At 34.1% G+C, this 23,408-nt stretch carries 23 protein-coding genes, 1 tRNA gene and 1 riboswitch; of the genes, 4 read left to right on the top strand and 20 right to left on the bottom strand.

Features of this window, described 5'->3' with window-relative positions; genetic code table 11:
- The 5 genes from NOU10_RS01600 to NOU10_RS01580 form a co-directional block, all read right to left on the bottom strand.
- Nucleotides 1-1,706 (bottom strand): DEAD/DEAH box helicase family protein (locus tag NOU10_RS01600; protein ID WP_255905843.1); only part of this gene is annotated, 1,706 nt, incomplete at its 3' end.
- Between the two features lie 159 nt (nucleotides 1,707-1,865).
- The gene (locus NOU10_RS01595; RefSeq protein WP_034983781.1) at nucleotides 1,866-2,102 is read right to left on the bottom strand and encodes a hypothetical protein; all 237 of its coding nucleotides are present in this window, start codon (nucleotides 2,100-2,102) and stop codon (nucleotides 1,866-1,868) included.
- 9 nt (nucleotides 2,103-2,111) lie between these two features.
- Nucleotides 2,112-2,726, bottom strand: coding sequence for an NUDIX hydrolase (locus NOU10_RS01590; protein ID WP_160944417.1), 615 nt, complete (start codon nucleotides 2,724-2,726; stop codon nucleotides 2,112-2,114).
- 176 nt (nucleotides 2,727-2,902) lie between these two features.
- Nucleotides 2,903-3,580 (bottom strand): phosphatase PAP2 family protein, encoded by a 678-nt coding sequence (locus NOU10_RS01585; protein ID WP_014568434.1) that lies wholly within the window; start codon nucleotides 3,578-3,580, stop codon nucleotides 2,903-2,905.
- A gap of 2 nt (nucleotides 3,581-3,582) precedes the next feature.
- On the bottom strand, nucleotides 3,583-4,215 hold the full coding sequence (locus NOU10_RS01580; protein ID WP_255905842.1) for a sugar O-acetyltransferase: 633 nt from the start codon (nucleotides 4,213-4,215) through the stop codon (nucleotides 3,583-3,585).
- Between the two features lie 414 nt (nucleotides 4,216-4,629).
- On the opposite strand from NOU10_RS01580, the gene NOU10_RS01575 reads away from it, so the two are divergent.
- The gene (locus NOU10_RS01575) at nucleotides 4,630-5,388 is read left to right on the top strand and encodes a GNAT family N-acetyltransferase (RefSeq protein WP_255905841.1); all 759 of its coding nucleotides are present in this window, start codon (nucleotides 4,630-4,632) and stop codon (nucleotides 5,386-5,388) included.
- Nucleotides 5,389-5,522: 134 nt separating this feature from the next.
- On the opposite strand, the gene NOU10_RS01570 is transcribed toward NOU10_RS01575, so the two are convergent.
- The 3 genes from NOU10_RS01570 to NOU10_RS01560 all read right to left on the bottom strand — a co-directional run bounded on the left by NOU10_RS01570 (nucleotide 5,523) and on the right by NOU10_RS01560 (nucleotide 8,060).
- A tRNA-Gly gene (locus NOU10_RS01570) sits at nucleotides 5,523-5,593 on the bottom strand.
- Between the two features lie 66 nt (nucleotides 5,594-5,659).
- Nucleotides 5,660-7,396 carry an adenine deaminase gene (gene ade / locus NOU10_RS01565; RefSeq protein WP_255905840.1) on the bottom strand — a complete coding sequence of 579 codons (1,737 nt, stop codon included), beginning with the start codon at nucleotides 7,394-7,396 and terminating at the stop codon, nucleotides 5,660-5,662.
- Between the two features lie 112 nt (nucleotides 7,397-7,508).
- Complete coding sequence (locus tag NOU10_RS01560) at nucleotides 7,509-8,060, bottom strand: DUF1273 domain-containing protein (RefSeq protein ID WP_003706331.1); 552 nt, start codon at nucleotides 8,058-8,060, stop codon at nucleotides 7,509-7,511.
- 476 nt (nucleotides 8,061-8,536) lie between these two features.
- On the opposite strand from NOU10_RS01560, the gene nhaC reads away from it, so the two are divergent.
- The 3 genes from nhaC (at nucleotide 8,537) to NOU10_RS01545 (ending at nucleotide 13,079) form a co-directional block, all read left to right on the top strand.
- Nucleotides 8,537-9,922, top strand: coding sequence for a Na+/H+ antiporter NhaC (nhaC, locus tag NOU10_RS01555; RefSeq protein WP_003706333.1), 1,386 nt, complete (start codon nucleotides 8,537-8,539; stop codon nucleotides 9,920-9,922).
- Nucleotides 9,923-10,089: 167 nt separating this feature from the next.
- Nucleotides 10,090-10,731, top strand: a complete 642-nt coding sequence (gene recU, locus NOU10_RS01550; protein WP_003700298.1) for a Holliday junction resolvase RecU — start codon at nucleotides 10,090-10,092, stop codon at nucleotides 10,729-10,731.
- A 29-nt stretch (nucleotides 10,732-10,760) separates the two neighbouring features.
- On the top strand, nucleotides 10,761-13,079 hold the full coding sequence (locus tag NOU10_RS01545; protein ID WP_255905839.1) for a transglycosylase domain-containing protein: 2,319 nt from the start codon (nucleotides 10,761-10,763) through the stop codon (nucleotides 13,077-13,079).
- A 55-nt stretch (nucleotides 13,080-13,134) separates the two neighbouring features.
- Here NOU10_RS01545 and xerD read toward each other — a convergent pair whose 3' ends face one another.
- The 12 genes from xerD to NOU10_RS01485 form a co-directional block, all read right to left on the bottom strand.
- Nucleotides 13,135-14,007, bottom strand: a complete 873-nt coding sequence (xerD, locus tag NOU10_RS01540; protein WP_134354682.1) for a site-specific tyrosine recombinase XerD — start codon at nucleotides 14,005-14,007, stop codon at nucleotides 13,135-13,137.
- Nucleotides 14,008-14,034: 27 nt separating this feature from the next.
- The gene (locus NOU10_RS01535; RefSeq protein WP_255905838.1) at nucleotides 14,035-14,901 is read right to left on the bottom strand and encodes a S1 RNA-binding domain-containing protein; all 867 of its coding nucleotides are present in this window, start codon (nucleotides 14,899-14,901) and stop codon (nucleotides 14,035-14,037) included.
- Between the two features lie 14 nt (nucleotides 14,902-14,915).
- Nucleotides 14,916-15,377, bottom strand: a complete 462-nt coding sequence (locus tag NOU10_RS01530) for a DUF441 domain-containing protein (RefSeq protein WP_044004908.1) — start codon at nucleotides 15,375-15,377, stop codon at nucleotides 14,916-14,918.
- A gap of 126 nt (nucleotides 15,378-15,503) precedes the next feature.
- Complete coding sequence (locus tag NOU10_RS01525; protein ID WP_081534609.1) at nucleotides 15,504-16,094, bottom strand: ECF transporter S component; 591 nt, start codon at nucleotides 16,092-16,094, stop codon at nucleotides 15,504-15,506.
- Nucleotides 16,095-16,205: 111 nt separating this feature from the next.
- Nucleotides 16,206-16,332, bottom strand: a riboswitch (FMN riboswitch).
- Between the two features lie 66 nt (nucleotides 16,333-16,398).
- Complete coding sequence (locus tag NOU10_RS01520) at nucleotides 16,399-17,127, bottom strand: pseudouridine synthase (RefSeq protein ID WP_255905837.1); 729 nt, start codon at nucleotides 17,125-17,127, stop codon at nucleotides 16,399-16,401.
- Nucleotides 17,127-17,717, bottom strand: a complete 591-nt coding sequence (scpB, locus tag NOU10_RS01515) for an SMC-Scp complex subunit ScpB (RefSeq protein ID WP_003700312.1) — start codon at nucleotides 17,715-17,717, stop codon at nucleotides 17,127-17,129. Before scpB ends, NOU10_RS01520 begins: the two co-directional genes overlap by 1 nt.
- Nucleotides 17,707-18,492 carry a ScpA family protein gene (locus NOU10_RS01510; protein ID WP_255905836.1) on the bottom strand — a complete coding sequence of 262 codons (786 nt, stop codon included), beginning with the start codon at nucleotides 18,490-18,492 and terminating at the stop codon, nucleotides 17,707-17,709. The genes scpB and NOU10_RS01510 overlap by 11 nt, the downstream gene beginning before the upstream one ends.
- Nucleotides 18,476-18,841, bottom strand: a complete 366-nt coding sequence (locus tag NOU10_RS01505; RefSeq protein WP_086201767.1) for an N-acetyltransferase — start codon at nucleotides 18,839-18,841, stop codon at nucleotides 18,476-18,478. Before NOU10_RS01505 ends, NOU10_RS01510 begins: the two co-directional genes overlap by 17 nt.
- A gap of 298 nt (nucleotides 18,842-19,139) precedes the next feature.
- Nucleotides 19,140-20,543, bottom strand: coding sequence for an ATP-dependent protease ATPase subunit HslU (hslU, locus tag NOU10_RS01500; protein ID WP_003700317.1), 1,404 nt, complete (start codon nucleotides 20,541-20,543; stop codon nucleotides 19,140-19,142).
- A gap of 18 nt (nucleotides 20,544-20,561) precedes the next feature.
- Nucleotides 20,562-21,089 (bottom strand): HslVU peptidase proteolytic subunit, encoded by a 528-nt coding sequence (hslV, locus tag NOU10_RS01495; RefSeq protein WP_003700319.1) that lies wholly within the window; start codon nucleotides 21,087-21,089, stop codon nucleotides 20,562-20,564.
- Nucleotides 21,090-21,115: 26 nt separating this feature from the next.
- The gene (gene xerC / locus NOU10_RS01490; protein ID WP_003707683.1) at nucleotides 21,116-22,012 is read right to left on the bottom strand and encodes a tyrosine recombinase XerC; all 897 of its coding nucleotides are present in this window, start codon (nucleotides 22,010-22,012) and stop codon (nucleotides 21,116-21,118) included.
- 191 nt (nucleotides 22,013-22,203) lie between these two features.
- Complete coding sequence (locus tag NOU10_RS01485; protein WP_255905835.1) at nucleotides 22,204-23,379, bottom strand: cyclopropane-fatty-acyl-phospholipid synthase family protein; 1,176 nt, start codon at nucleotides 23,377-23,379, stop codon at nucleotides 22,204-22,206.
- Between the last annotated feature and the right edge of the window lie 29 nt (nucleotides 23,380-23,408).

Raw genomic sequence — 23,408 nt, 5'->3', positions numbered from 1 at the left:
ATTGAATATGTTATCGCCACTCTTGGAAAATCTACTGCTTTTTCTTTAATTACCTTAGGAACTTTTATCTCACCTTCGCCATTAGCGATGTCTCTAAATATGTGATAATATTTTTGAGCTTGTTTAATTGATGAAGTTGTAAAAATAGCAGCGTATCGATTACCATCTTTTAGCCCTTGCTTAACATAAGCTAAATTTAAAATCTTCTTAACAACAGCCTTCATATGTACATCCTTAAGGTAAAGCTTGTCCCATTTTTCAGTATTTTCTTCATCTCCAACGTTTTCTTGACCAATATTAGTAATTTGGAATCCTAATACCGCATTATCAGCTATCGCATTTTTAATCGTATAAGTGTGCAATAGATCTCCATAGAGTCCTTTTGTAGTTCTAGCATCATTGCCATTTTCAGCACGCGCATTTTCATCCATAATTGGAGTTCCTGTAAATCCATACCACAAAGGTGATTTATTAAAGAACTTATCTAATTCTCTCTTTTGTGATGGTGTAACTGCACGATGACATTCATCTACTACAAAAGCTAGTTTTACATCTTTCAGTTTTAAATATTTCTTTGATAAGTTATCTTTTTGTTCATCAATTCTTCTAAAAATTGCTTGTAACTTTTGTCTAGTTGTAACAATAACTTTTTTCTCATTATCAATTAATTGGTTAGCCAAATCATAGCTATTGTCAGTATCATCAACATTAATCGTGTCATTATAAGCATAAGCTTCAAATGCACTTACTGTCTGTACATCCAAGTCTTGACGGTCAATCAAGAATACTGTTTTTTGTATGGAAGGTATTTGCAGTAAATTTCTAGCTACCTTATATGAAGTCAAGGTCTTACCTGAACCTGTTGTATGCCAAATATAGCCAGATTTTTGTTCACGTGAAGCCTTAAAGATAGCCTTGATAGCATGAATCTGATAAGGGCGCAATAGAATAATATTTTTGGCTTGATTATCTAACACTGTGTAATCAGCTAACATATGGTGCGCTTGTGGTATCGACAAGACTTCTCTAGCAAAATCTAGATAATTATCAACACGTTGATTCTTGTCATCTACCCAAGCAGTTAAAAATTTTTCACGCAAACTTTGCCCTGCAGAAATGTATCGTGTAATTGTCTTATTACTTACAACAAACATTTTTATGAAACAAAAAATATCTGTAAATTTTGCTTCATTAATATATTTTTGAATTTGATTAAAGGCCTTAATAATTGATTCACTAGGTTTCTTTAATTCAATATGTATCATTGGCAAACCATTAATTAGCAAAGTTACATCTGAACGTCGATCTTGATCTAATTCAAACTTTCTTGCTAATTGAATCTGATGAACAACTTCATAAACAGAAGTTCCACCAGCTATATTTGTATTATCTAAAATAGTCAAGTCAGCATCAGGTAAAGTCGAATCTTCACGTTTTAAATGGAATTTAACTTGACGATTTGCCCCTACCATAAACTTAGCTGCTTGATAAAAATTAGGTTTTGTAATCTGTGTACGAATTGTATTTTTTTCATTTTCAGTTAATGGTTGATCATGTAACTGAGCTTTATTATTTTTAGAAAGTATCTTAAAAAAGTTATCCCATAATTGACTAACAGTTTTTATATCATCTCTTCTTGTCCACTGACTGACACCTTGAGTTAAGCGGTTGATCAATTTTTCTTCAATATCTCTCTCCAAATCCAAAGCTATTTCCCCCTTTTCAGTAGACTTTTGTTGAACCTAATAAAAAATGTAAAGTATTTTACTGTAAACTATTATACTATATAGAGCACTACTTTATTACGGTAATTTTTTATCTATTATAAAAGAATTTAAAAAGCCAACAGAGAAATCTCTGCTGACTCATAAATAATCACCATTTATTACAATTTCATCAATCTTACTAAAAGGAATATCATCGATACCATATGAATCACTGCCTGTATAATTGTAAATTATCATATCATAACCAAATGTTTCATAATCTACATCTACTACATACAATCTTTCTTTCCTACCATCTTTCATAGTAACTATACACCATTTACGATTAAAGATATCCATGACATCCCAAATATTAGTTTTTTCATTAATTCTCATTATTTTTTATCAATCAAACTCCACTTCCCAATTTGGATCATTATAAGCACGAAAACACATTTTTACCTGTTCTTCATTATTCTTAGCAAGAGCGAGAGTAGGAATTTCATCTTCAGCAAAGTATTCAAAACCTGTCGTTTCGATATTCTTTACAAATTCTCCACCATGAACTCGGCATAAAACGAAAATCTTGCAGACACCATATACATATTCAGGAACATTATGCTTATTTCTGTCATGTATAGCGATTATTTTCTCTGTAGTTGCCTCTAATCCTGTTTCTTCACGAATTTCTTTTATCGTATTTTCCTTTATTGATAGATTAAATTCAACCCAACCACCAGGTAAAGACCAAGTACCATCGCTCTCATGCACAAGTAATATCTTGTTATCTTTAAAAATAGCCGCTCTTGTATCCACTTTAGGCGTTTGATAACCAGTTTCACCACAAAACAAATCAGTCACTTTTTCCAATGAAAGTCCAGTTTTGGCTGCCATCATTTCAGCAGTGATTTCTCTAATACGTTGATAACGTTCACGATCATAAACATCTTTACCATAAGTTAAACCAGCTTGTGCGATACTTTGTAATTCTGCAATCCAATTTACTAACTTATCATCCATATAATAAACCCCTTTCATAATTATTTACCATTATTCAAAAAAATATTACTTCCTACTATTATTTTACCATATAAGCAATTTCAAAAATTATCATGCAAACATTAAGGCCAAAATAAAAAGGATCCCAAGAAAAATTCTTTCTTAGAATCCTTAAAAATATACCCTGAATTAAATTTCTAATTTCTCATAAAAATCTTGGGATATAATGCCATATTCAACCATAACCAAGCAAGTGAGAAACTTACGCCACCTAGAACATCGCCAAAGTGATGAGCTGCAAAGTATAGTCTAGAGAATAAGATTAATACCCACAATAAGACTAACAACCAACCAACAATTCTACGAACATTTTCCTTCTTGATTAAAGGAAGAACAACGAAGATAATTGCCCAAATCAATAAAGTACTTGCTAGAGAATGTCCACTTGGGAATGAGTAGCCATTGTCAATTGGAAGATGATGAAGTGGACGTGGACGCTTGATCAAAGCTTTTAATACTAATCCTATAATGCCACCACTTGCTACAACATACATCAACCAAATACCTATTTTGATTTGACGTCTTAAAATCAATACAATTCCCACTACAATTGTAATTGCAATAATTGGCTTAGTATCAAAATAAGACGCCACAAATGTCATGATATCGTTTAATAATCCACCACTATAATCCATTTTTGGCAAACCAAACATAGATTGGAAAGTAGCGGTAATATTATCTTCAAAATTAACAAATACCTTTACATTAAATATCACTAGTAATAATGTTAATAAGAAGACTGCTCCACTAATCCCAAAAGCATCGCCATACCAACGACGCACAGGAAAATCTGAGCTATTTTTTCTTGTATTCAAAATTATCTCTCCTCGAATTCTTTTTTCTTTCTATAATATGTATCTTTCATTCGTTCCCACTTTGCCTTATCGTCTTCCCCTATTTCACGAATAACTCTAGCTGGATTGCCACCAACAATTACATTGTCAGGTACATCTTTTGTAACTACCGCGCCAGCAGCAACAATTGAATTTTTACCGATTGTTACTCCTGGTAGAATTACAACATTTCCACCTATCCAGACATTATCTTTTACAGTAATTGGTAATCCAAATTCTAACGCTTCATTCCTGATTTCTGCATCAGTTGGATGGCCGGCTGTGTAGAAACTCACTCTTGGTCCAACCATAACATTGTCACCGATTGTAATTTTATTAACATCAAGAAAAATGCAATCCAGATTACAATAAAAGTTGCTGCCCACAGTGATATGTTTCCCATAATCAACATATACAGGTGGTGTTATCCAGTAATTATCATCTTTGTGTGCTACAATCTTTCCTACTAAACGCTTGATTTTTTCCCTTTCATTGCGATCAGTTTGATTAATTTGCCTTGTAATTTCACGTCCTTCGCGAGGATCACATACTTCAACAACATCACGAGCTATGTAAAGTTCTCCAGCCAACATTTGTAAATAATAGAAGTTTTCCAAAAGCAGCACCTCTCAAAATAATTTAACATAAGCAAAAAGGCGAGCCAGATCGCTAGTCAACCTGACCCATTCTCAAAGTATTAACGATCATTATCTGCAATACTTTAAACTATTGCTCAGGCATAATTATACTATTAAAGTTATGTATATTAAAGGTTTCAATTAATTCTTTAAAAGTTTATGCACACTTAAAGTATAATATCAAATTATTTTGTAATGGTCAAACTCATTAAATAGTCAATAAATGAGTACGTTATAATAATTGTACACTAACAGTTTCTACTATAAAGAATGATGCAAATGTTGATTTATAAGCAAAACAATCTGATAATCTATTATAATAGAAAATTTTGCAATCAAAATATTAAGTTTCAAATTACAGACACAGAAAGATTCAGAAAGGATACGAAAATTATGAAAGAACAAACTACGCAAAAGGTTCACTCCCTATTTACTGGATGGAATCAAACAATAATTTGGTCATGTTTAGATGGGACTATGGGACAAATTATTGTTGATGATGATTCTAATCCTCAATCAGCATTAGCAATACTAGGCATCAATTCAGCATTTGCTTTTTTTGCTGGAAAACCTAATTTGAACCTTATTACTACTGCCGTTGACGCTTGCTCTGATTTAATTATGGTACCTCAAAATACAGAATGGGCTAACATGATTGAGAGATATTGTGGTGATCAAGTCAGAAAATTTACGCGTTATGCAACCCTCAAGGATACTAATTTTGATACACCCAAACTCCAATTAAACATTGAAAAGCTATCACCAGAATTTCAAATTCACTCAATTGATGCTAGTTTATATGATCAATGTTTACAAAAAGAATGGTCAACTGACTTGGTAGGAAATTATAGTAACTATGATGAGTTTAAAAAATTAGGACTTGGTTATGTAATTGTCAATGACCAAAGTATCGTTGCAGGAGCTAGTTCTTTTTCATCATATCAAAATGGAATTGAAATTGAAGTTGCCACACATCCAGATTTTCAAAGACGAGGATTAGCAACAATTGCTTGTTCTCAATTAATAATAACTTGCCTTGACCAAGGCCTATATCCAAGCTGGGATGCTCATACTGAAATATCTTTGCGTTTAGCACAAAAATTAGGATACCAATTTGCTTATAAATACTTAGCCTATGAAATAGAAGAATAGTATCTCTTGTTAATAAAGATTATTTTTAAGTAGCTTTACTATATAGTAGAGCTACTTTTTTATTTATACTAAAATTACTGATGATAAAAAAAATAGCCAGTAAGAAAACCTTACTGACTATACTCACATATATAAGCGGGTGACGAGAATCGAACTCGCGACAACAGCTTGGAAGGCTGTGGTTTTACCACTAAACTACACCCGCATCAACAAAAACCATTATAGCATACGTTTTTGCTGATTGAAAGATATATTTTAAAATAATTTGATTTTAGTCTAACTCATTGCTGACAAAAGCATTCTTTTCAACATCAACTAACCCTTTATCTGTAATTTTTAGCTTTGGAATTACTGCTAATGGCATGAAACTCAAAGTCATTACTGGGTTAACATTATCTGGTACACCTAATTCTTCATGAACAGCTTCATCAAGTGCATCTTGTTGCGCAATCATTTTCTCAGCTGGTAAATTGCACATCAATCCTGCAATCTTCAATTCCATACGTGAAATAACTTTTTCATCTTTAACTACTACTGCCCCACCTTCTTGCTTAATAAGTTCATTGACAGCCATGAAAATGTCATCATCGTTAGTTCCAGTAGCAATAATATTATGTGAGTCATGTCCAATAGAAATTGCAATTGCTCCAGCTTTAATACCATATCCACTTAATAGGTTCACATTTACATTTCCAGTGTTATGGTGACGTTCAACAACGACAATCTTTGTGACATCTTCTTGATCGTTGTATACAAAATTACCATCGCCATCACGTCTTACTGTCACATGCTCTTCAGTTGTCAAAACTTCACCTGGTACTACTCCGATTGCACGAACTTTGTCACTAGTTAAATGTAGTTGAAGCTTTTCGCGTGTAAAATCCTTAACATGCATAGAAGATTCAACACTATCAATTGGATAGTAGTTAACTTCACCTAAATATTTATTTCCTTGACTTAACTTTTCACCTAAAATATAAGTTTCTTCAACAGCAAAGTCTTCTAAACTTTCAAAAACGACCATATCTGCACGACGACCTGGTGCAATTGCTCCTCTATCATTTAAGCCACAGTATTCAGCTGGATTTAATGTAGCCATTTGAATAGCAGTAATTGGATTCAAGCCTTCATCAATACATATTCTAATACTATTATCTAAGTGTCCTTTATTAATCGCTGTTTTTGCCTGTACATCATCGCCAGATAACAAGCAACGACGTGAATTAGCAGTATTAACAATTGGCAATAGCTTACGTAAATCTTGTGTAACTGAACCTTCACGTAATAAAAGATACATTCCACGTGCTAAACGTTCTTCAGCTTCCTCTAAAGTCGAACATTCATGGTCGTTAGCCGGGCCAGCAGCAATATATGCATTTAAGTCTTTTCCTACTACTTGAGGAGCATGTCCGTCAATTCGAGCACCATACTTTTTAGCCATAAGAATTTCATCAATCATCTTATCATCAGCGTTAATAACTCCTGGGAAATTCATTAGTTCTGCTAAGCCATCAACTTCGCCAGTCTTTAGTGCATCTTCCATATCATCAGCATATAAATCTGCACCTGAAGTTTCAAAATTAGTTGCTGGAACACATGGTGGCATCATGTAGCGAATATCCATCTTTGCGTTCTTTGCAGCATTTACCATATAATCTAGACCTTTTAATCCAGCAACATTTACGATTTCATGAGGATCAGCCAAGATGGTTGTCGTTCCTCTTGGAATAAAAACTCGACTAAATTCTTCTGGAGAAACATAGGATGACTCGATATGAATATGAGCTTCAATGAAACCTGGTGCAACATACTTGCCGGTGTAATTACGTTCTTCTACACCTTGATAACTTCCACCAATTCCAGCGATATAACCGTCAGAAATAGCAATATCTCCTATTAAAATTTTAGCTTGAAAAACATCTACAATCTTTGCGTTCTTTAAAACTAAATCAGCTTTTTTACGACCTGCAGCGACATCTATCAATTTAATAAGTTTTTGCTTTTCCAAAATTTATAACACCCATTTCTATAATTCGTATTTTAACTGTATATCCTCTTGAAATATTATTATTTGAGATTATACTACACAAAAACCGAACTAACAAGGGCGATTTTCGTTTTTAAAAACTATGCTTTTCTTGATACATTTCCGCAAATTCTTGGAGCTGATACATATCTACTAAATCGTATGGATAATCTTCTTGTTCGCCATACTTCTTTATCATTTCATAGTCGTACTTTGTCTTACCTTCATGTTCAGGATCATAGATTAACATCGCCTGATCCGTATGATCTAACATAAAGTTTTGATAATTTTTAAGTTGCATCGGACTCTTATATTTTTCCTTACTAACTTCTCCTACAAAATCTGCCAGTGAACAACGTATTGAAAAACTTTCCTGATTAGCTTCATTCCAATTTTCAGCAAATTCACTGTAAGGCATCATGATAGCTAACTTAAGCTCCGGATATTCTTTTTTCATTTCTGCTACTACTTCACAAGTCCACTGTTCAATTCCCATTTGTGCTCCAGTGATAACCCATTCTAAACCCTCATCAATTTTTTCAAGGATCTTCTTTTGTAATGCATATTTGATTACTTCTACCTTTTTATCTTTTGAATTGAAAACTCCCAACTCATAACTCCGATAACCTGTTACCCATAAATTCATATTTTCACCTCACAACTACTTATTCTACCAGTTCAAATATACTCTACAATATAGTTATTTATATTAAATGACCAGCAGTTAGTTTTGAATAATTTTGAATTTTAACAAATAAATATGTTGACAAATGTTTTTGCATGCATTAACCTAAGTTATAAATTAAAGATCTCTAATAATTCTAATGGAACCCAGTAGTTAGATACTCCCCGGCTAAGAGAGTTAACGGTAGCTGCAAGTTAAACCATAGTATTCTAATGAATTACAACCATCAAAATTAGAATTGCGTTTGCTTACGATACAGCAATTGAGGTGCAAATTATTTGCATAAATACTGGGTGGTACCACGAGAATTTCGTCCCACGGCTGATTAGTCAGTCGTGGGACTTTTTGTTTAAAAGGAGTGATGATGTATGGATTATTATTATCAATATTTTTTTAGTGACGATTAATATTTTATTATAAGAAATGGAGAATTTATTATGAAGAAATTAATTAAGAAAAGTGAACCTATTTTAGGTTTAGGGGAAAGTATTATTGTTTTAGCAATTATTCTAGGAATTTTAGGTTTCCTAATTATTGGACAACATCAAGAACCACAAGCACCATTATTAATCGCTTTTGTTATTTTAATGGTTTACGGTCGCTTACGTGGATTTACTTGGGACACAATCATTGACGGTATGCGTACTGGTTTACGTGCTGGGGTTGATCCACTTGTAATTTTCTTAACAATTGGGGTTTTAATTGCTACTTGGATCTTCTCAGGAACTATTCCTACTGTTATGTTCTGGGGATTTAAAATTATTTCTATTCAATTTTTCCTTCCTACTGTCTTCTTAGTTTGTACCTTAGTCGGAATTGCTTGTGGTAGTTCATTTACCAGTGTTTCTACTATGGGAATTGCCTTCATCGGTATTGGTACAACTTTACACTTTAGTCCTGGTCTAACAGCTGGTGCAATTGTTTCTGGCGCATTCTGTGGTTCTAACATTTCACCATTGTCTGGAACAACCAACTTAGCTGCTAGCACCGGAGAAATTGACATCTACACTCATATCAAATCACTTCTTTGGACTGATTTACCAGCTTGGTTTATCTCATTAATATTCTTCACACTTATGGGATTACATCCAAAACCAGCTAGCTTACACGCTATTAATGTTATGCTTGATCAATTGCAAAATAACTTCTGGATTTCACCATGGACCATGTTACCTGTTATCTTGTTGATCATCCTAGCTATCTTTAAAGTTCCTGCAATTCCTTCATTAGGACTAGGTGCTTTATCTGCTGTTATTCTAGGCTGGATTCATAATCCAAATATCTCCATTAATTCTATTACTGAATTGATCATGAATGGATTCGTTGCTCATACACCTAACAAAAATATCAACCTTCTTCTTTCAAAAGGTGGTATTAGTAGTATGCTTACTTCACTTGCATTAATTATTTTTGCACTAGCTTTAGGTGGACTTTTAATTAAATTCAACATCATCGGTGTGATTATCACTAAGATTGAAGAATCTGTCAAAGGTATCGTTGGTTTAACTATTTCTGCTGCTTTAACTTGTATCGGTGTTAACCTTTTAGTTGGTGAACATTACCTTGCAATCATTTTACCAGGCGAATCTTTCAAAGAAGCTTTTGATCACCACAATTTACCTAGAACAGCTCTTACTCGTGTCCTCAATGATGCTGGTGCTGCGATTAATGCTGTCGTTCCTTGGAGTGTTAGTGGTGTATTTATTGCAGGTACTTTACAAGTTAATCCACTAGATTTTATACCATTCGCAATTTTCCCATTCTTAGTTACGGTTCTTTGCATCTTAGCGGGATTTGTAAATGTTATAAAGAAAAAAGCTTAATAAATATTATTCATGAGATAGGTCTTATAATGGGCCTATCTTTTTTACATTTATAATAATAAATATCCCTCTATGTTAAACGTTTGTTACAACTAAGTTACACATAATTATTTTGCTAATACATGGCGGGCTTGGTATAATTAGTTGGATAGGAGCGTGATGAATTAATGGTTTTCCATTATCCGAATGGTCGTGCTTACGACTATCATAAAAATGAAAATCATCCTAGTTTAGTTAATAAGGTAAATCATCGCAGCATCAATCACAATCGTTCTAAGACAATTTATGGAAATCGTGGAATGTCACTTGAAGAAGAAATCAATGAAAGTAATCAATATTATTTGAGTCAAGGGATTGCTGTCATTCATAAGAAACCGATACCAATCCAAATCGTTAGTGTTGATTATCCTAAGAGAAGCGCCGCTGTTATTAAAGAAGCCTACTTTAAGCAAGCTTCGACAACAGACTACAACGGTGTTTATAAGGGTAAATATCTCGACTTTGAAGCTAAAGAAACAACTAATATTTCCTCTTTTCCTTTACGCAACTTTCATGCACATCAGGTTGAACACATGAGAGCCTGCCAGAAGCAAGGAGGAATTTGTTTTACTATTGTTAAGTTTACTAAGACTGACGAGTTATTTATTTTACCTGCTGATTTACTTTTTAAGTACTGGGATGAACAAGATAAGTCACGTAAATCAATTCCTAAAGCAGAAATTGAACAGCTTGGATATAAATTGAATTACTCAATTTCTCCAAGAATTCCCTTCTTGAAGGGGGTAGACTTATTAATTGCTAATTCATAATTCATTAAACTTTATTAAAGGAGATAAAAATGGATAGTAATGAAAATTCTAGACTTTCTCGTGTGGCAAAACGTCGCGAAGAAGAAAGTCGAAATAACCCTCGCAAGCCTAATAAAAATAGTGGCTTAGTCAAAAAGATTATTTTAGGCGCTTTAACAGCACTTTTGGCACTTTTTGTTATTGGATCTACGGTATTTTTCATTTATGCTAAAAATGCCCCTGAGCTTTCAGAAAACAAACTTACAAGTGCCGGTAATTCCGTTATCTACGACGCTAATGGTGATAAGATAACTTCACTTGGAAATGAGAATCGTACTTACATAAAGACGGAAGACATTCCTCAACAATTGAAGGATGCTGTTGTTTCCATTGAAGATAGACGTTTCTATAAGCATCACGGTGTTGATCCTGTTCGTATCGTGTCTGCTGCCCTTTCAAACGTCACTGGTTCTTCCGCCGGTCTACAAGGTGGTAGTACTTTAGATCAACAGTTAATCAAGCTTTCTTTCTTCTCAACTAAGAAGTCAGATCAAACGCTCAAGCGTAAGTCACAAGAAGCTTGGTTAGCGATGCAATTGGACAAAGAATATTCCAAGGAACAAATTTTGACTTTCTACATTAACAAAGTTTTCATGGGATATGGCACTTATGGTATGGAAACTGCAGCCAAGTATTATTATGGTAAATCATTAAAGAATCTTGATTTAGCACAAACTGCAATGATTGCAGGTATTCCTAACGCTCCTTCTACTTACAATCCATATTCGAGTCCTAAATTAGCTACTCAACGTCGTAATGATGTTTTAGATGCAATGGTAGCTAATAAAAAGATCTCACAAGCTCAAGCTAATGAAGCTAAGCAAGAGGATGTAACAGATGGTCTTGTCCAAACACATGAACAAGAAAGCACAACTTCACAAAAAGCAAAAATTTCTGACTCCTATCTAAAAGAAGTAATTGCTGAAGCTAAGGAAAAAGGCTATGATCCTTATTCTGGAAACTTAAAGATTTACACCAATTTAGATATGGATGCACAAAAGAAACTTTATAACATCGTTAATACTGACTACTATGTAGACTTCCCTAACGATACTATGCAAGTTGCGACAACAGTTGTTGATCCTAATAATGGTAAAGTTATTGCTCAGATTGGTGGACGTAAAACTGGCGATGTAACTTATGGTTTAAACCGTGCTGTTCAAACTGACCGCTCTAGTGGTTCGACAGCTAAGCCTGTTATGGATTACGCACCAGCAATTGAATATCTAGATTGGGCTACTTACCACGCTTTGAAGGATACCAAGTTCTACTATCCTGGAACATCAACTCAATTATATAACATTGATAATCGCTACAAAGGTACAATTACCATGCGTCAAGCTTTGATTGAATCTCGAAACGTTCCTGCGATTAGAGCTCTACAAGCAGTTGGTATGACTAAAGCTAAGTCATTCTTAAGTAATCTTGGTTATGATACTAAAGGCTTGTCCTTACAAAATGGTATTGGACTTCCAGCATCAACATTACAAAATGCGGCTGCTTATGCTGCTTTTGCTAACGGTGGTACTTACTATGAACCAACTTATATTGATAAGATTGAAACTGCAGACGGTCAAGTAAATGACTACTCTAGCTCTGGTAAACGTGTAATGCAATCCTCAACTGCTTACATGATTACTGATATGTTGAAACAAGTTATCACTTCATCTAATGGTTCTGGTACTGCAGCTAATATTTCTGGTTTATACCAAGCTGGTAAAACTGGTACAACTGCTTATCCATCTGATGTCAGTGGTCAATTCCCATCTGATGCAGCAATGGATTCTTGGTTCGATGGATATACTAAACATTACTCCATTTCTGTCTGGGTCGGATATGATCACCAGTATGAACCTGGTAATTATGTTCCGAATAACTCCAAGCTAGCACAACAGATTTACAAAGCGTTGATGACTTACCTATCCCAAGGAGTTTCAAATACTGACTGGACTAAACCAAGCAATGTTTACTCTAGAACAATTAATGGTCAACGTGAACTTTACCTAGCTGGTTCAGCTGCTCCTACAATCACTGGTAAAGGAAGTTCTTCTGGCATTAATGAATCTTCATCTAGTTCTTCAAGTTCTTCTAGTGATAAAGAATCTTCCGGTAGCACTTCTTCTAGCGATGAAAAGTCTTCTGGTAGTGATTCTAGCAGTAGTGCTAGCGAAAGCAGTCCTTCTACTGCAAGCAGTACAACAGCTAACAGTAGTGCAACAACTACTACAGGTGGTAACAACAATACACAAAACAATAACACTCCAGCAACACCAGCTGGAAATAATGGCGGTAACCAAGCCGGACATTAGTTAATAATAAAAACAGGATTTGAAATCTGATTTTTCAGTTTCAAATCCTGTTTTTTTATGCTCTAGGATGAGCACGATTATAAATATCAGCCAATTGCTTATTTGAAAGATGCGTATAAATCTGTGTTGTTGAGATATCCGCATGTCCTAATAGCTCTTGAACAATTCTTAAATCTGCCCCATTTTCTAAAATGTGAGTCGCAAATGAATGACGCAAGGTATGTGGTGTTATATTTTTTTGAATTCCGGCTTTTCTTACTTCTGCCTTCAAATTTTTCCATACACCCTGACGCGTTAAGTTATTCCCATGAAAGTTCAAAAACAAGTAATTACTACGCTTTTGCTTCAATAATTTAGGTCGAGCTTCTTCTAAATAACGATTAACCCATTTAATTGCCTCATCACCTACTGGGACAATTCGTTCTTTATGCCCCTTACCTAATGTTTGAAGTGTTCCCATTGTTAAATGCAAATCTTCAAGTTTCAAGTTGATAATTTCACTGATTCGCAGACCAGTCGCATACATCAATTCCAACATCGCCCGATCCCTTAAACCTAAAACCTGACCCGTATTAGGTGAGTGCAATAACTTTTCAACTTCTTCTTTAGTTAGCACTTGGGGTAAATGTTGTTTCTTCTTTGGTGTATCAATTAACAACATTGGGTCTTTTTCAATAATTTTTTCTTGCGCTAAATACTGGAAGAACTTTCTTAAACTACTAACACTACGTAAAATACTAGAATTAGCTTTATTGTTATTCTTCTCAGCTTGCATATAGTTGACGATAACCTCTTTATTCACTTGCTTAAAAGATGGAATTTCATTTTCTCTTAAATACTCTAAAAATAATTTGAGATCAATTCCATAACTAGCAATTGTATTCTCCGATAAACCACGCTCAACTTTCAGATAATGCAAATAGTCCATTAAAATATTGTTAATCGCTACTCACCTCTAATTTTCATTCAAAATCAAGAATCCGTCTGCTTGCTTAACTAAACCTGCTTTCATTAAATGACCAACTGCACGCTTAAATTGACCTTTACTAATGCCGAAGTAGGCTTTGATTTCGTCTGGCGATGATTTGTCTGTAAATGGTAATTGCTTAGCCGATGTGTGTTGTAAGGCCATCAATATCATTTGTGAATCATCGCTAATTGCTTCATATGCTCGTGGACGTGTAGAGAGGTTCAATGTACCATCATCCTTTACTCCAATTACACGGGCTTTAACAACTTCACCTAAACGTGGTTCAACTTCTCGTTCAGATGGATGAATGAAACCTAAATAGTAGTCATCTGTTATTACAAAAGTTCCTACTAATTTCAAACGATAGACTGTAGCTGTTACATTCTTGTTTTGCATATTTTTCTTGGCCATTCCACTAATGGTTTGGAACATTTCAGGAGTAGCTAGCTTGCCCCACATCCTATCTTTAGCATCAATTGCTAGTCCAATCATCAATTTATCGCCTTTTTGTGGCCATAATTGTGGTAATTCTGGCAAATCATCAATTGATACTACGATATCCTTATTAGGTAAACCAATATCAACAAATACACCTAAGTCCTTACGGCTGCTGACAACCGTTCCCCAAGCATATCTATCAACCTGAACTTTAGGAACCTTCTTAGTTAACTGCAACTGATGGTTATCATTGATGTAGGCAAAACCTTTCAATGATGAATTAACTTTAGGTGCTTTTAAAAGTTCATCACGTGCCATTCTAAAAGTTAAACCGTCTACTTGCGCAAAGATATATTTATCATTAAAATCTGTTACCTTCGCAACAATTTCTCTACCTAAGATATTTTCTAACATTTTTTCCTCCATAATTAGCTAAAACTCAAATTTAAAAGTGTAACTAAATAATATGTAATTCCGGCTGCAATAACTGGCCCAGCAGCTACACCTTTCAAAAATACTACTCCAATAATTGTTCCAATAACTAAAGCCACTGTTACCTGTGGAGTTGATGATAGCAAGTTAACTCCATGTTTAGATAAAATTGCTACTAAAATTCCACAAACAACTGCAATCCAACCAGCTGGAGTTTTCATCGCATTAATCAAGTCTTTAAATTGAATCTGTCCAGTAGCGATAGGAATTAAAATTGCAACTGAAATGATTGTTACACCCCAGTTAATTCCCTTCGCTTGAATAACTGGAAATAATTTTTGCGATAGAAATGGGAAAAGTTTGATTACCATTACTACTGCTCCTGCAATTAATAGCGAGGAATTCTTTCCCAGATACGCAATCAATAAAATTAGCCCTAGAAATATCCAACTTTCCAAAATATAATCACTCCGAATCTATTAGTACAACCTAGTTTACCATAAATATAGGTTTAATTATAGTTAAGGTCTATTTCCAACTAAAAAAGTCGTCAGACAACTGCCTAACGACTCTATATTAATTTTCTAGATTGATTTTGTTTCAGCAAGAAATTCGTTTGCTTTGTTGTCCAACCATACATGAATCTTTGCGTAAACTAGTACGAAGACTGTCCCAACAATTACACCTTTAATAAGGTTAAATGGCAATACTCCGTATAATACTAATTGACTTAAAGGTAGAGTTAATTTCATACCTAACACTGCCATATATAATGGTGTAATCACTAACCAGTTACCTAGAGATAACCAGAATGTCAATGAGATAGTTGATACAACAATCGCAATAATATATCTCTTCAAGTCATGCTTTTCATGTAAGATATAATACATTGGCAAGCAAATTGTTAATGTAGCCAATAAATTAGTTCCAACTCCAATCAAACTTGCGATTGATGGACCGGTAATCAAAAAGTATAGAACTGATCTCAATACTGCGATTTCAATACCGCCACTAACACCTAATACGAAGAATCCTAATAAAATTGGAATATCCGCAAAATCTACTTTCATATATGGCACAATTGGAATAACTGCGAATGAAATAAACATTAGTAAATATGAAATAGCGGCGAGACATGCGATTATTGCATATCTTTTAATTGAAACATTTCTCATAGTAAAACCTCCACTTGAGGTCTCTTCACAAGTACTAGAGTAATTATAAGTAAAAAGCCCTGCTGATTAGGAATCAACAGAGCTTTTGTTTTTTTCATTTACTTGATAATCGCTCATCTTCTTTTATCCAGACTATACTGTCGGTACTGGAATCGAACCAGTTCAACCACTACATGCAATAGCAGCTCTCGGACTTTAACCGCCGGTCGGGAATTTCACCCTGCCTCTGAAGACACCTATACTTTATATTATTTTTTTCAACACCTATATAGTATCATAAATGTAAGCGGTAATCAATCTTTTTTTACTTATTATTTATAAGTTTCAAAAGTTCACGTACTTCATTATGTGAAAGTTCACGATATTCACCTGAAGTTAAACCATCAAGTGTCAATGTACCATAAGTTGTTCGTGAAAGTTTTTGGACTTTATGTCCTACTGCATCAAACATTTTCTTAACTTGATGATAACGTCCTTCATGAATTGTTAATGAAACTATTGAAGTATTCTTTTTAGCATCACGTGATATAATTTTAGCTCTAGCACGGCTAGTAAGTTTACCGTCTATAACTACTCCATTGCGTAACTTCTTAATGCTATCAGGTGTGATTAGTCCTTCAACCTTAGCAACATAAGTCTTATCTACTTTATAACGAGGATGCATCATTTGATTAGCAAAATCACCGTCATTAGTTAAGATTAGTAATCCAGAAGTATCATAATCTAATCTTCCTACTGGATATAAACGTTCAGGAACATCTTTTAAATAATCTGTTACAACTTCACGTCCCTTGTTATCTTTAGCTGCTGAAATAACTCCACGTGGCTTATAAAGTAAGTAATAAACTTTCTTTTCGTCTTTTTTTAAAAGCTTGCCATCTACTGAAATTGAGTCGTCACTTTCAACCTTAGTTCCCAATTCAGTCACTACAACGCCATTAACCATTACACAACCTTCTTGAATCAGCTTCTCACTTGCACGACGTGAAGCTACACCAGCATTAGCCATAACTTTTTGCAATCGTTCAGCCATTATTCTTCCTCCTCATCTTCCGTTGAACCTGTCGTTTGTTCAAATAAAGTCATTAAATCCATTTCTTCATCTTCTTGTTTTTCTTCATCAAGTTCTGGAAGTTGATCTAGGCTCTCTAAACCAAAGTAATCCAAAAACTTGTCAGTTGTAACGTAAAGAATTGGTCTTCCGGGAGCATCTAAACGACCATTTTCTTTAATTAACTCTAGTAGTTGTAAACGTTGAATCATTGAACTAGATTGCACACCTCGAATTTCATCAACACCAATACGAGTAATTGGTTGTTTGTAAGCAATAATTGCCAAAGTTTCCAAGGCTGCTCCAGTTAATTCTGTAATGTTATTACTATTTAGGTATTTCTTTACCAACTCAGCTAAAGCAGGTTTGGTCACCAGCTTATATCTTTCCTCTGCATGAATAAGTTGCAAACTTGAGGATCTATCTTGCTTATACTTATCTGCTAATTTATCCAACTGCTCATGTAAAGCTGGCTTTAAAATTCCTGTAATCTGAGAAAGTTCGGTTAATGTTATCCCTTCATTTCCACTAATAAATAGCAAACTCTCAATTTTTGCTTGATTAGATAGCATCTTCCTCCGCCTTTCCTTCATATGTCATTAGAATTGGTCCATTATTTTCTTCCTGACTCGCACTTACTCTACCAACTCTTACCAACTCCAATAATGCTAGAAAAGATGTAACAACTTTTTCAACTTCAACCTCATCGTCAAAATTAAATAAATCAGTAAAATTCATCGTTCCTTTATGCATTTTGAGTGTATGTTCAATATTTTCAATTTCTTCTTTAATTGTATAACGTTCAGGAATAATTTTCCGTTTAATCTTCTTGATTTTCTTTACTTGTTTACGAGCCATCAATTTTGCGAAGGCTTTTTGTAGTAAATCAATCGTTGTTCCTTCTGAAACTTCATAGGTTACATCTTCATTAACTGCCTGTTCTCTGGAAAACAATTCCATTCGTTGTTTTTCCATTACATGAAATTTAGCCGCAACTTCTTGATAAAGTTGGTGTGAAACCAATTGTTGGACTAAATCTTCACGTGGATCGACATAATCTTCTTCAACTTGTTGTTCTTGCTCAACAGGCAATAACATTTTGCTTTTGATATTTAATAAAGTTGCAGCAATAACTAAATACTCCCCAGCAATATCTAACCTTAAATCTTGCATTTGATGAAGGTAATCTATATACTGAGAAGTTATTTCTGCAACCTGAATATCATAAATATCCATTTCATTTTGCTTGATTAAATGTAAAAGTAAATCTAAAGGACCTTCAAACTGATCCAATTTAAACGTTAAGTGCTCAGCTGTTCGTGAGTTTTTCTTATTTTCCTGAGCCATTTTTTATTTCCCACTTTGTAATTAAATTAGTTGTTTCAATGTTTCCCATGATTTTCTTTTCTGAATATAAATTTTGGAGATCATCAAGAATCTTAAAACTTACGCCTTCATTTCTCACTGCTGGAGAAACCGTAATATGACGTACAATCACAATATCATCATTTTCTTCAATCCCAACAATCCCAACAAAATCATTGCTGTCGTCTTTCCATAGATAAAGATTGCGATTATCTTCGGCATCATACCATTTTAATTCTGATTGTAATCTGGATATATCTTTCAATTCAGCGATAAAGGACAACAATCCCATCGCGATTTTTTGATAATCCTTTTTATATTTATATAACATCGAAAACGAGTCCTCCTTTATCTTGAACTCTACACATGTTATTACTCTATCATATTTTTAAATAACATACAATCACAAGCAGATAGACAAAATTTCTATTTTTGAGTATTTAAAAAGCACCCTGCTGTAAGTGCTTGTTAGTTCGGGGATTTTATCTACCATTTTTATAAAGCTTTATATTTAGGGTTAAGAGCTATAGATTTTTTAATCTTTTCTATTTAATCTCACAAACTTTCTCTTCAAAACAAAAAAAGCATGCACATCAATGCATACTTTTCGAGATATTCATATACCAATCTTACAAAATGTATTGGCTCAAATCTTTGTCTTCAACAATTGATCCAATCTTGTCATTTACATAAGCTTCTGTAATCTTGATGTCGCCCATTTGCATATCTGGACCTTCGAATAATAGATCTTCAAGTAATTTTTCCAAAATAGTATGCAAACGACGTGCACCAATATTTTCTGTATCGTGGTTCAATTGATATGCCACTTCAGCGATACGATGGATAGCTTCGATTGTAAATGTTACATCAATATTGTCTGTACCAATCATCGCAATGTATTGTTTTACTAAAGCGTTGTTTGGTTCTGTCAAAATTTTAACAAAATCATCAACTGATAGATCTTCTAATTCAACACGAATTGGAAAACGACCTTGTAATTCGGCAATTAAATCACTTGGTTTACTTTCATGGAAAGCACCAGAACCAATGAATAAAATATGGTCTGTCTTAACCAAGCCATACTTAGTTGAAATTTGAGAACCTTCAACAATTGGTAAGATATCACGTTGTACACCTTCACGTGAAACTTGACCTGCATTTTGTTGAGATTTAGAAGCAATTTTATCAATTTCGTCAATAAAGATGATTCCTGTATTTTCAGCACGTTTAATTGCTGCATCAGCCAAATCTGCAGAGTTAACTAATTTTTCAGATTCTTCTTTAATCAAGATTTCTCTAGCTTCTGCTACTGTCATTGTACGCTCAACCTTCTTAGTTGGCATCATTGAACTTAGTGAAGATAAATCAATTCCCATTTGTCCTAACATACCACTTTGATTATTGAATTGTGTTGAAGGATCATCCACTTGAATTGTAACTTCATTATTTTCTAGCAAGCCACGTTTCAATTGTTCAGCAACACTTAAACGTTCATTTCTAACATCTTCAGTTACTTCTTCCATATCATTTCCATTCATGTTAGGGAAAGAACCAGATTGTAGATCTCTCAAAGCATTGAAAAGATATTGATTAGGATTTTCTTGTTTCTTCTTAGCAGGTACGATTAACTTAACTAAACGCTTGTTAGCTTGTTGTGCAGCTTGAGCGCGTACTTGCTTGAAAGCATCATTTTGTTCCATACGATATGCAACTTCAACTAAATCGCGTGCCATAGATTCAACGTCACGACCAACATAACCAACTTCTGTAAATTTAGTTGCTTCAACTTTTACGAATGGTGCGTTAACGATTTTAGCTAAACGACGTGCAATTTCTGTTTTACCAACCCCAGTAGGTCCAATCATCAAAAGATTTTTAGGAGATATATCTTCTTGCATATCTTTTGGGAGTTGCATACGACGATATCTATTACGTAAAGCTACCGCAATTGCTCTTTTAGCACTGTCTTGACCAATAACATATTTATCAAGTTCAGCAACAATCTGTCTAGGTGTCTTATCTATTTCATTCATCTTGTAAATTCCTCATTTCTAAGCTAATTCTTCAACTATAATATTATGGTTAGTAAAGATATCTATATCTGCGGCGATATTTAAAGCAGCTTTGGCAATTTCACCTGCTGACATATCTTTGGAATATTCTGATAGAGCTACAGCTGCAGCTTGAGCGTAATTACCACCAGAACCAATTGCTAACACACCGTTATCCGGGGCAATAACTTCACCAGAACCAGATACAATCAATAAATTATCTTTATCAATTACGATCAACATCGCCTCTAATTTTTGTAGAGTACGATCACCTCGCCATTCTTGTGCCAATTCCACGGCAGCTCTTTCCAAATTGCCACTATATTCATTTAGCTTATTTTCAAATTTTTCTTCTAAGTTAATTGCATCTGCTACACCACCAGCAAATCCAACTGCTACTTTGTCATTATAGATGCGACGCACCTTTCTAGCGCTACCTTTCATAATTACTTTTTCACCTAAAGTAACTTGTCCATCGCCGGCAATCGCTGTCTTTCCATTATGTTTTACTGCACATATTGTTGTCATTAATTTCAGCTCCTAATAATTAAATTCTATGCTCTTGGGAAAAATTTTCGATAATCTCTTTGTAAATGCTCCGGTGTTACATGAGTATAGATTTGAGTAGTAGATAAACTACTATGCCCTAGTAACTCTTGTACCGCACGTAAATCCGCACCATTACTCATCAAATGTGTCGCAAATGTGTGTCGCAACTCATGAGGATGAATGCTGGTATGTAGACTGCTACGCTTAACTATCTGTTTTAAGATATATGCTACCCCAGCTGGAGTTAAAGGATTTCCATAATGATTTACAAAGACTAAATCATGATCCCGATGATATTTTTCCATTAAAGGTGTACGAGTTTGTTCAAAATAACGTTGTAATGCTTCCTGACAATAGCTTCCAAACGGTACTAGTCTGTCTTTATCACCTTTCCCATGTAGAAGCATCTTTTTATTAGTCAAATCTACATTTTCCATTTTTAAACCTGTACATTCACTGACACGCATTCCAGTTCCATACAAAGACTCCAACAACGCTCTATCTCTGATCAACATCTGTGTGTCGCCTTCAGTTGCTTCAAATAATGCGGTCATTTCCTTTTCATAGAAAAAACGTGGTAGTGATCGTGGATGTCGCTTCAGTTGTACATAAGCAAAGGGATTTTCATCTGTTAATTCATTCTTAATTAAAAAATTGTAGAATGCACGTAAGCTGGAAATCATTCTCGAAATCGATGTCATTTCATATCTATCATATAGATAGCTCATATATGCATGAACATCATTACTACCAATTTCTTTGAAAGATTTAGCGCCTCCAGTTTCGTCAATAAAATCAACAAAATGTTGTAAATCTTCACTATAAGCTTTCAAAGTTTCATCTGAATATTGTTTTTCAATTAACAAATATTTCTTGAATTCTTCAATCCAAGTGAGTTCCATTCACTATCACCCCTCATTGTCTATAATTATTACAAAGAAGGTCAATAATAGTCAAGAATTTACCTTAAGATAAACTATAAAATATTTTTAAAGTTACTAAATTTTGACTAAATTTGACCTTTTCTATCAAATTTATACTAAAAAGCACTTTGAAACCTGCCTAATAGGCAATATTTCAAAGTACTTCATGATTAATCTTTATACATATAATCTCTTGTCATTGGTAAAGTACGAGCACTTGGTCCTTTAGAAATCAAGTATTGGATTACGTCAATATTCCCTGATTCAAATGAAGCTGCACAAGCTTGAAGATATAAGTCCCACATGCGAATAAATCTTTCGTCATGCATCTTTCTTACTTCTGGTAATACTTTATGGAAGTTATCTGTCCACATTTCCAAAGTTTTTTGATAATGACGACGCAACATTTCTATATCAGCAACTTGCATACCAGATTCAATAATATGAGTTAGATTTTCATTTAGACCGGGTACATAGCCACCTGGGAAAATGTATTTATTAATCCAACCATTGTATGCTCCACCTTGTTGACGAGTAATACCATGAATCAATGCTACCCCATTACTCTTCAAATATCTTGAAATTGTATTGAAGTATTCACCTAGATTTTCTTCACCAACATGTTCAAACATACCAACACTTGTAATGTAGTCAAATGGTAGATGATCAAGTTCACGGTAGTCTTCAAGAAGTACCTCAGCTTGATCTTCCAATCCTTCATCTTTAATACGTTGTTTAACTGCATTATACTGTTCTTCACTTAAAGTAATACCAACAACATTCATATTATATTCCCTTGCGGCAGTTAACATTAATGTTCCCCAACCACAACCAATATCTAATAAACTAGAACCTGGTTTTGGATCTAATTTCTTTAAGATATGATGAACTTTATTTATTTGGGCTTCTTCTAAAGAATCATCTGGCTTTTTAAAATAAGCACATGAATATGTCATAGTTTTATCAAGCCATAATTTATAGAAGTCATTTCCCAAATCATAATGACTTTGAACGTCATTCTTACTACTTTCTTCAGAATGTGATTGTTTTGGTAAGAAACGTTTAAACTTATTATTATTCAAGAAACTGTTTGCTGATTCATATGCTGAATTAATTAGCACTTGTAAAGAACCACTTACTTCTATTTTCTTATCCATATATGCTTCACCTAATGTGATTGAAGCATTTCTCAGTAAATCTTTTACTGGTATCTTTTCATTAACTTTAATTTTTACCTGTGGGGCACCATTACCATATTTTTCAGTTTTCCCATTAGGATAGGTTACCTCTACTGGAATTGTAAAAGAATGTTTCATTAGTTGCTTAAAAATCATGTTATCAAGCATGGTTATATAGGCCACCTTTCTTAAAGTTA

The organism is Ligilactobacillus sp. MP3, assembly GCF_024436335.1.
Taxonomy (GTDB): domain Bacteria; phylum Bacillota; class Bacilli; order Lactobacillales; family Lactobacillaceae; genus Ligilactobacillus; species Ligilactobacillus salivarius.
Note: the sequence above shows the minus strand (reverse complement) of the source record. Positions and strands in the feature narration are given on the sequence as shown.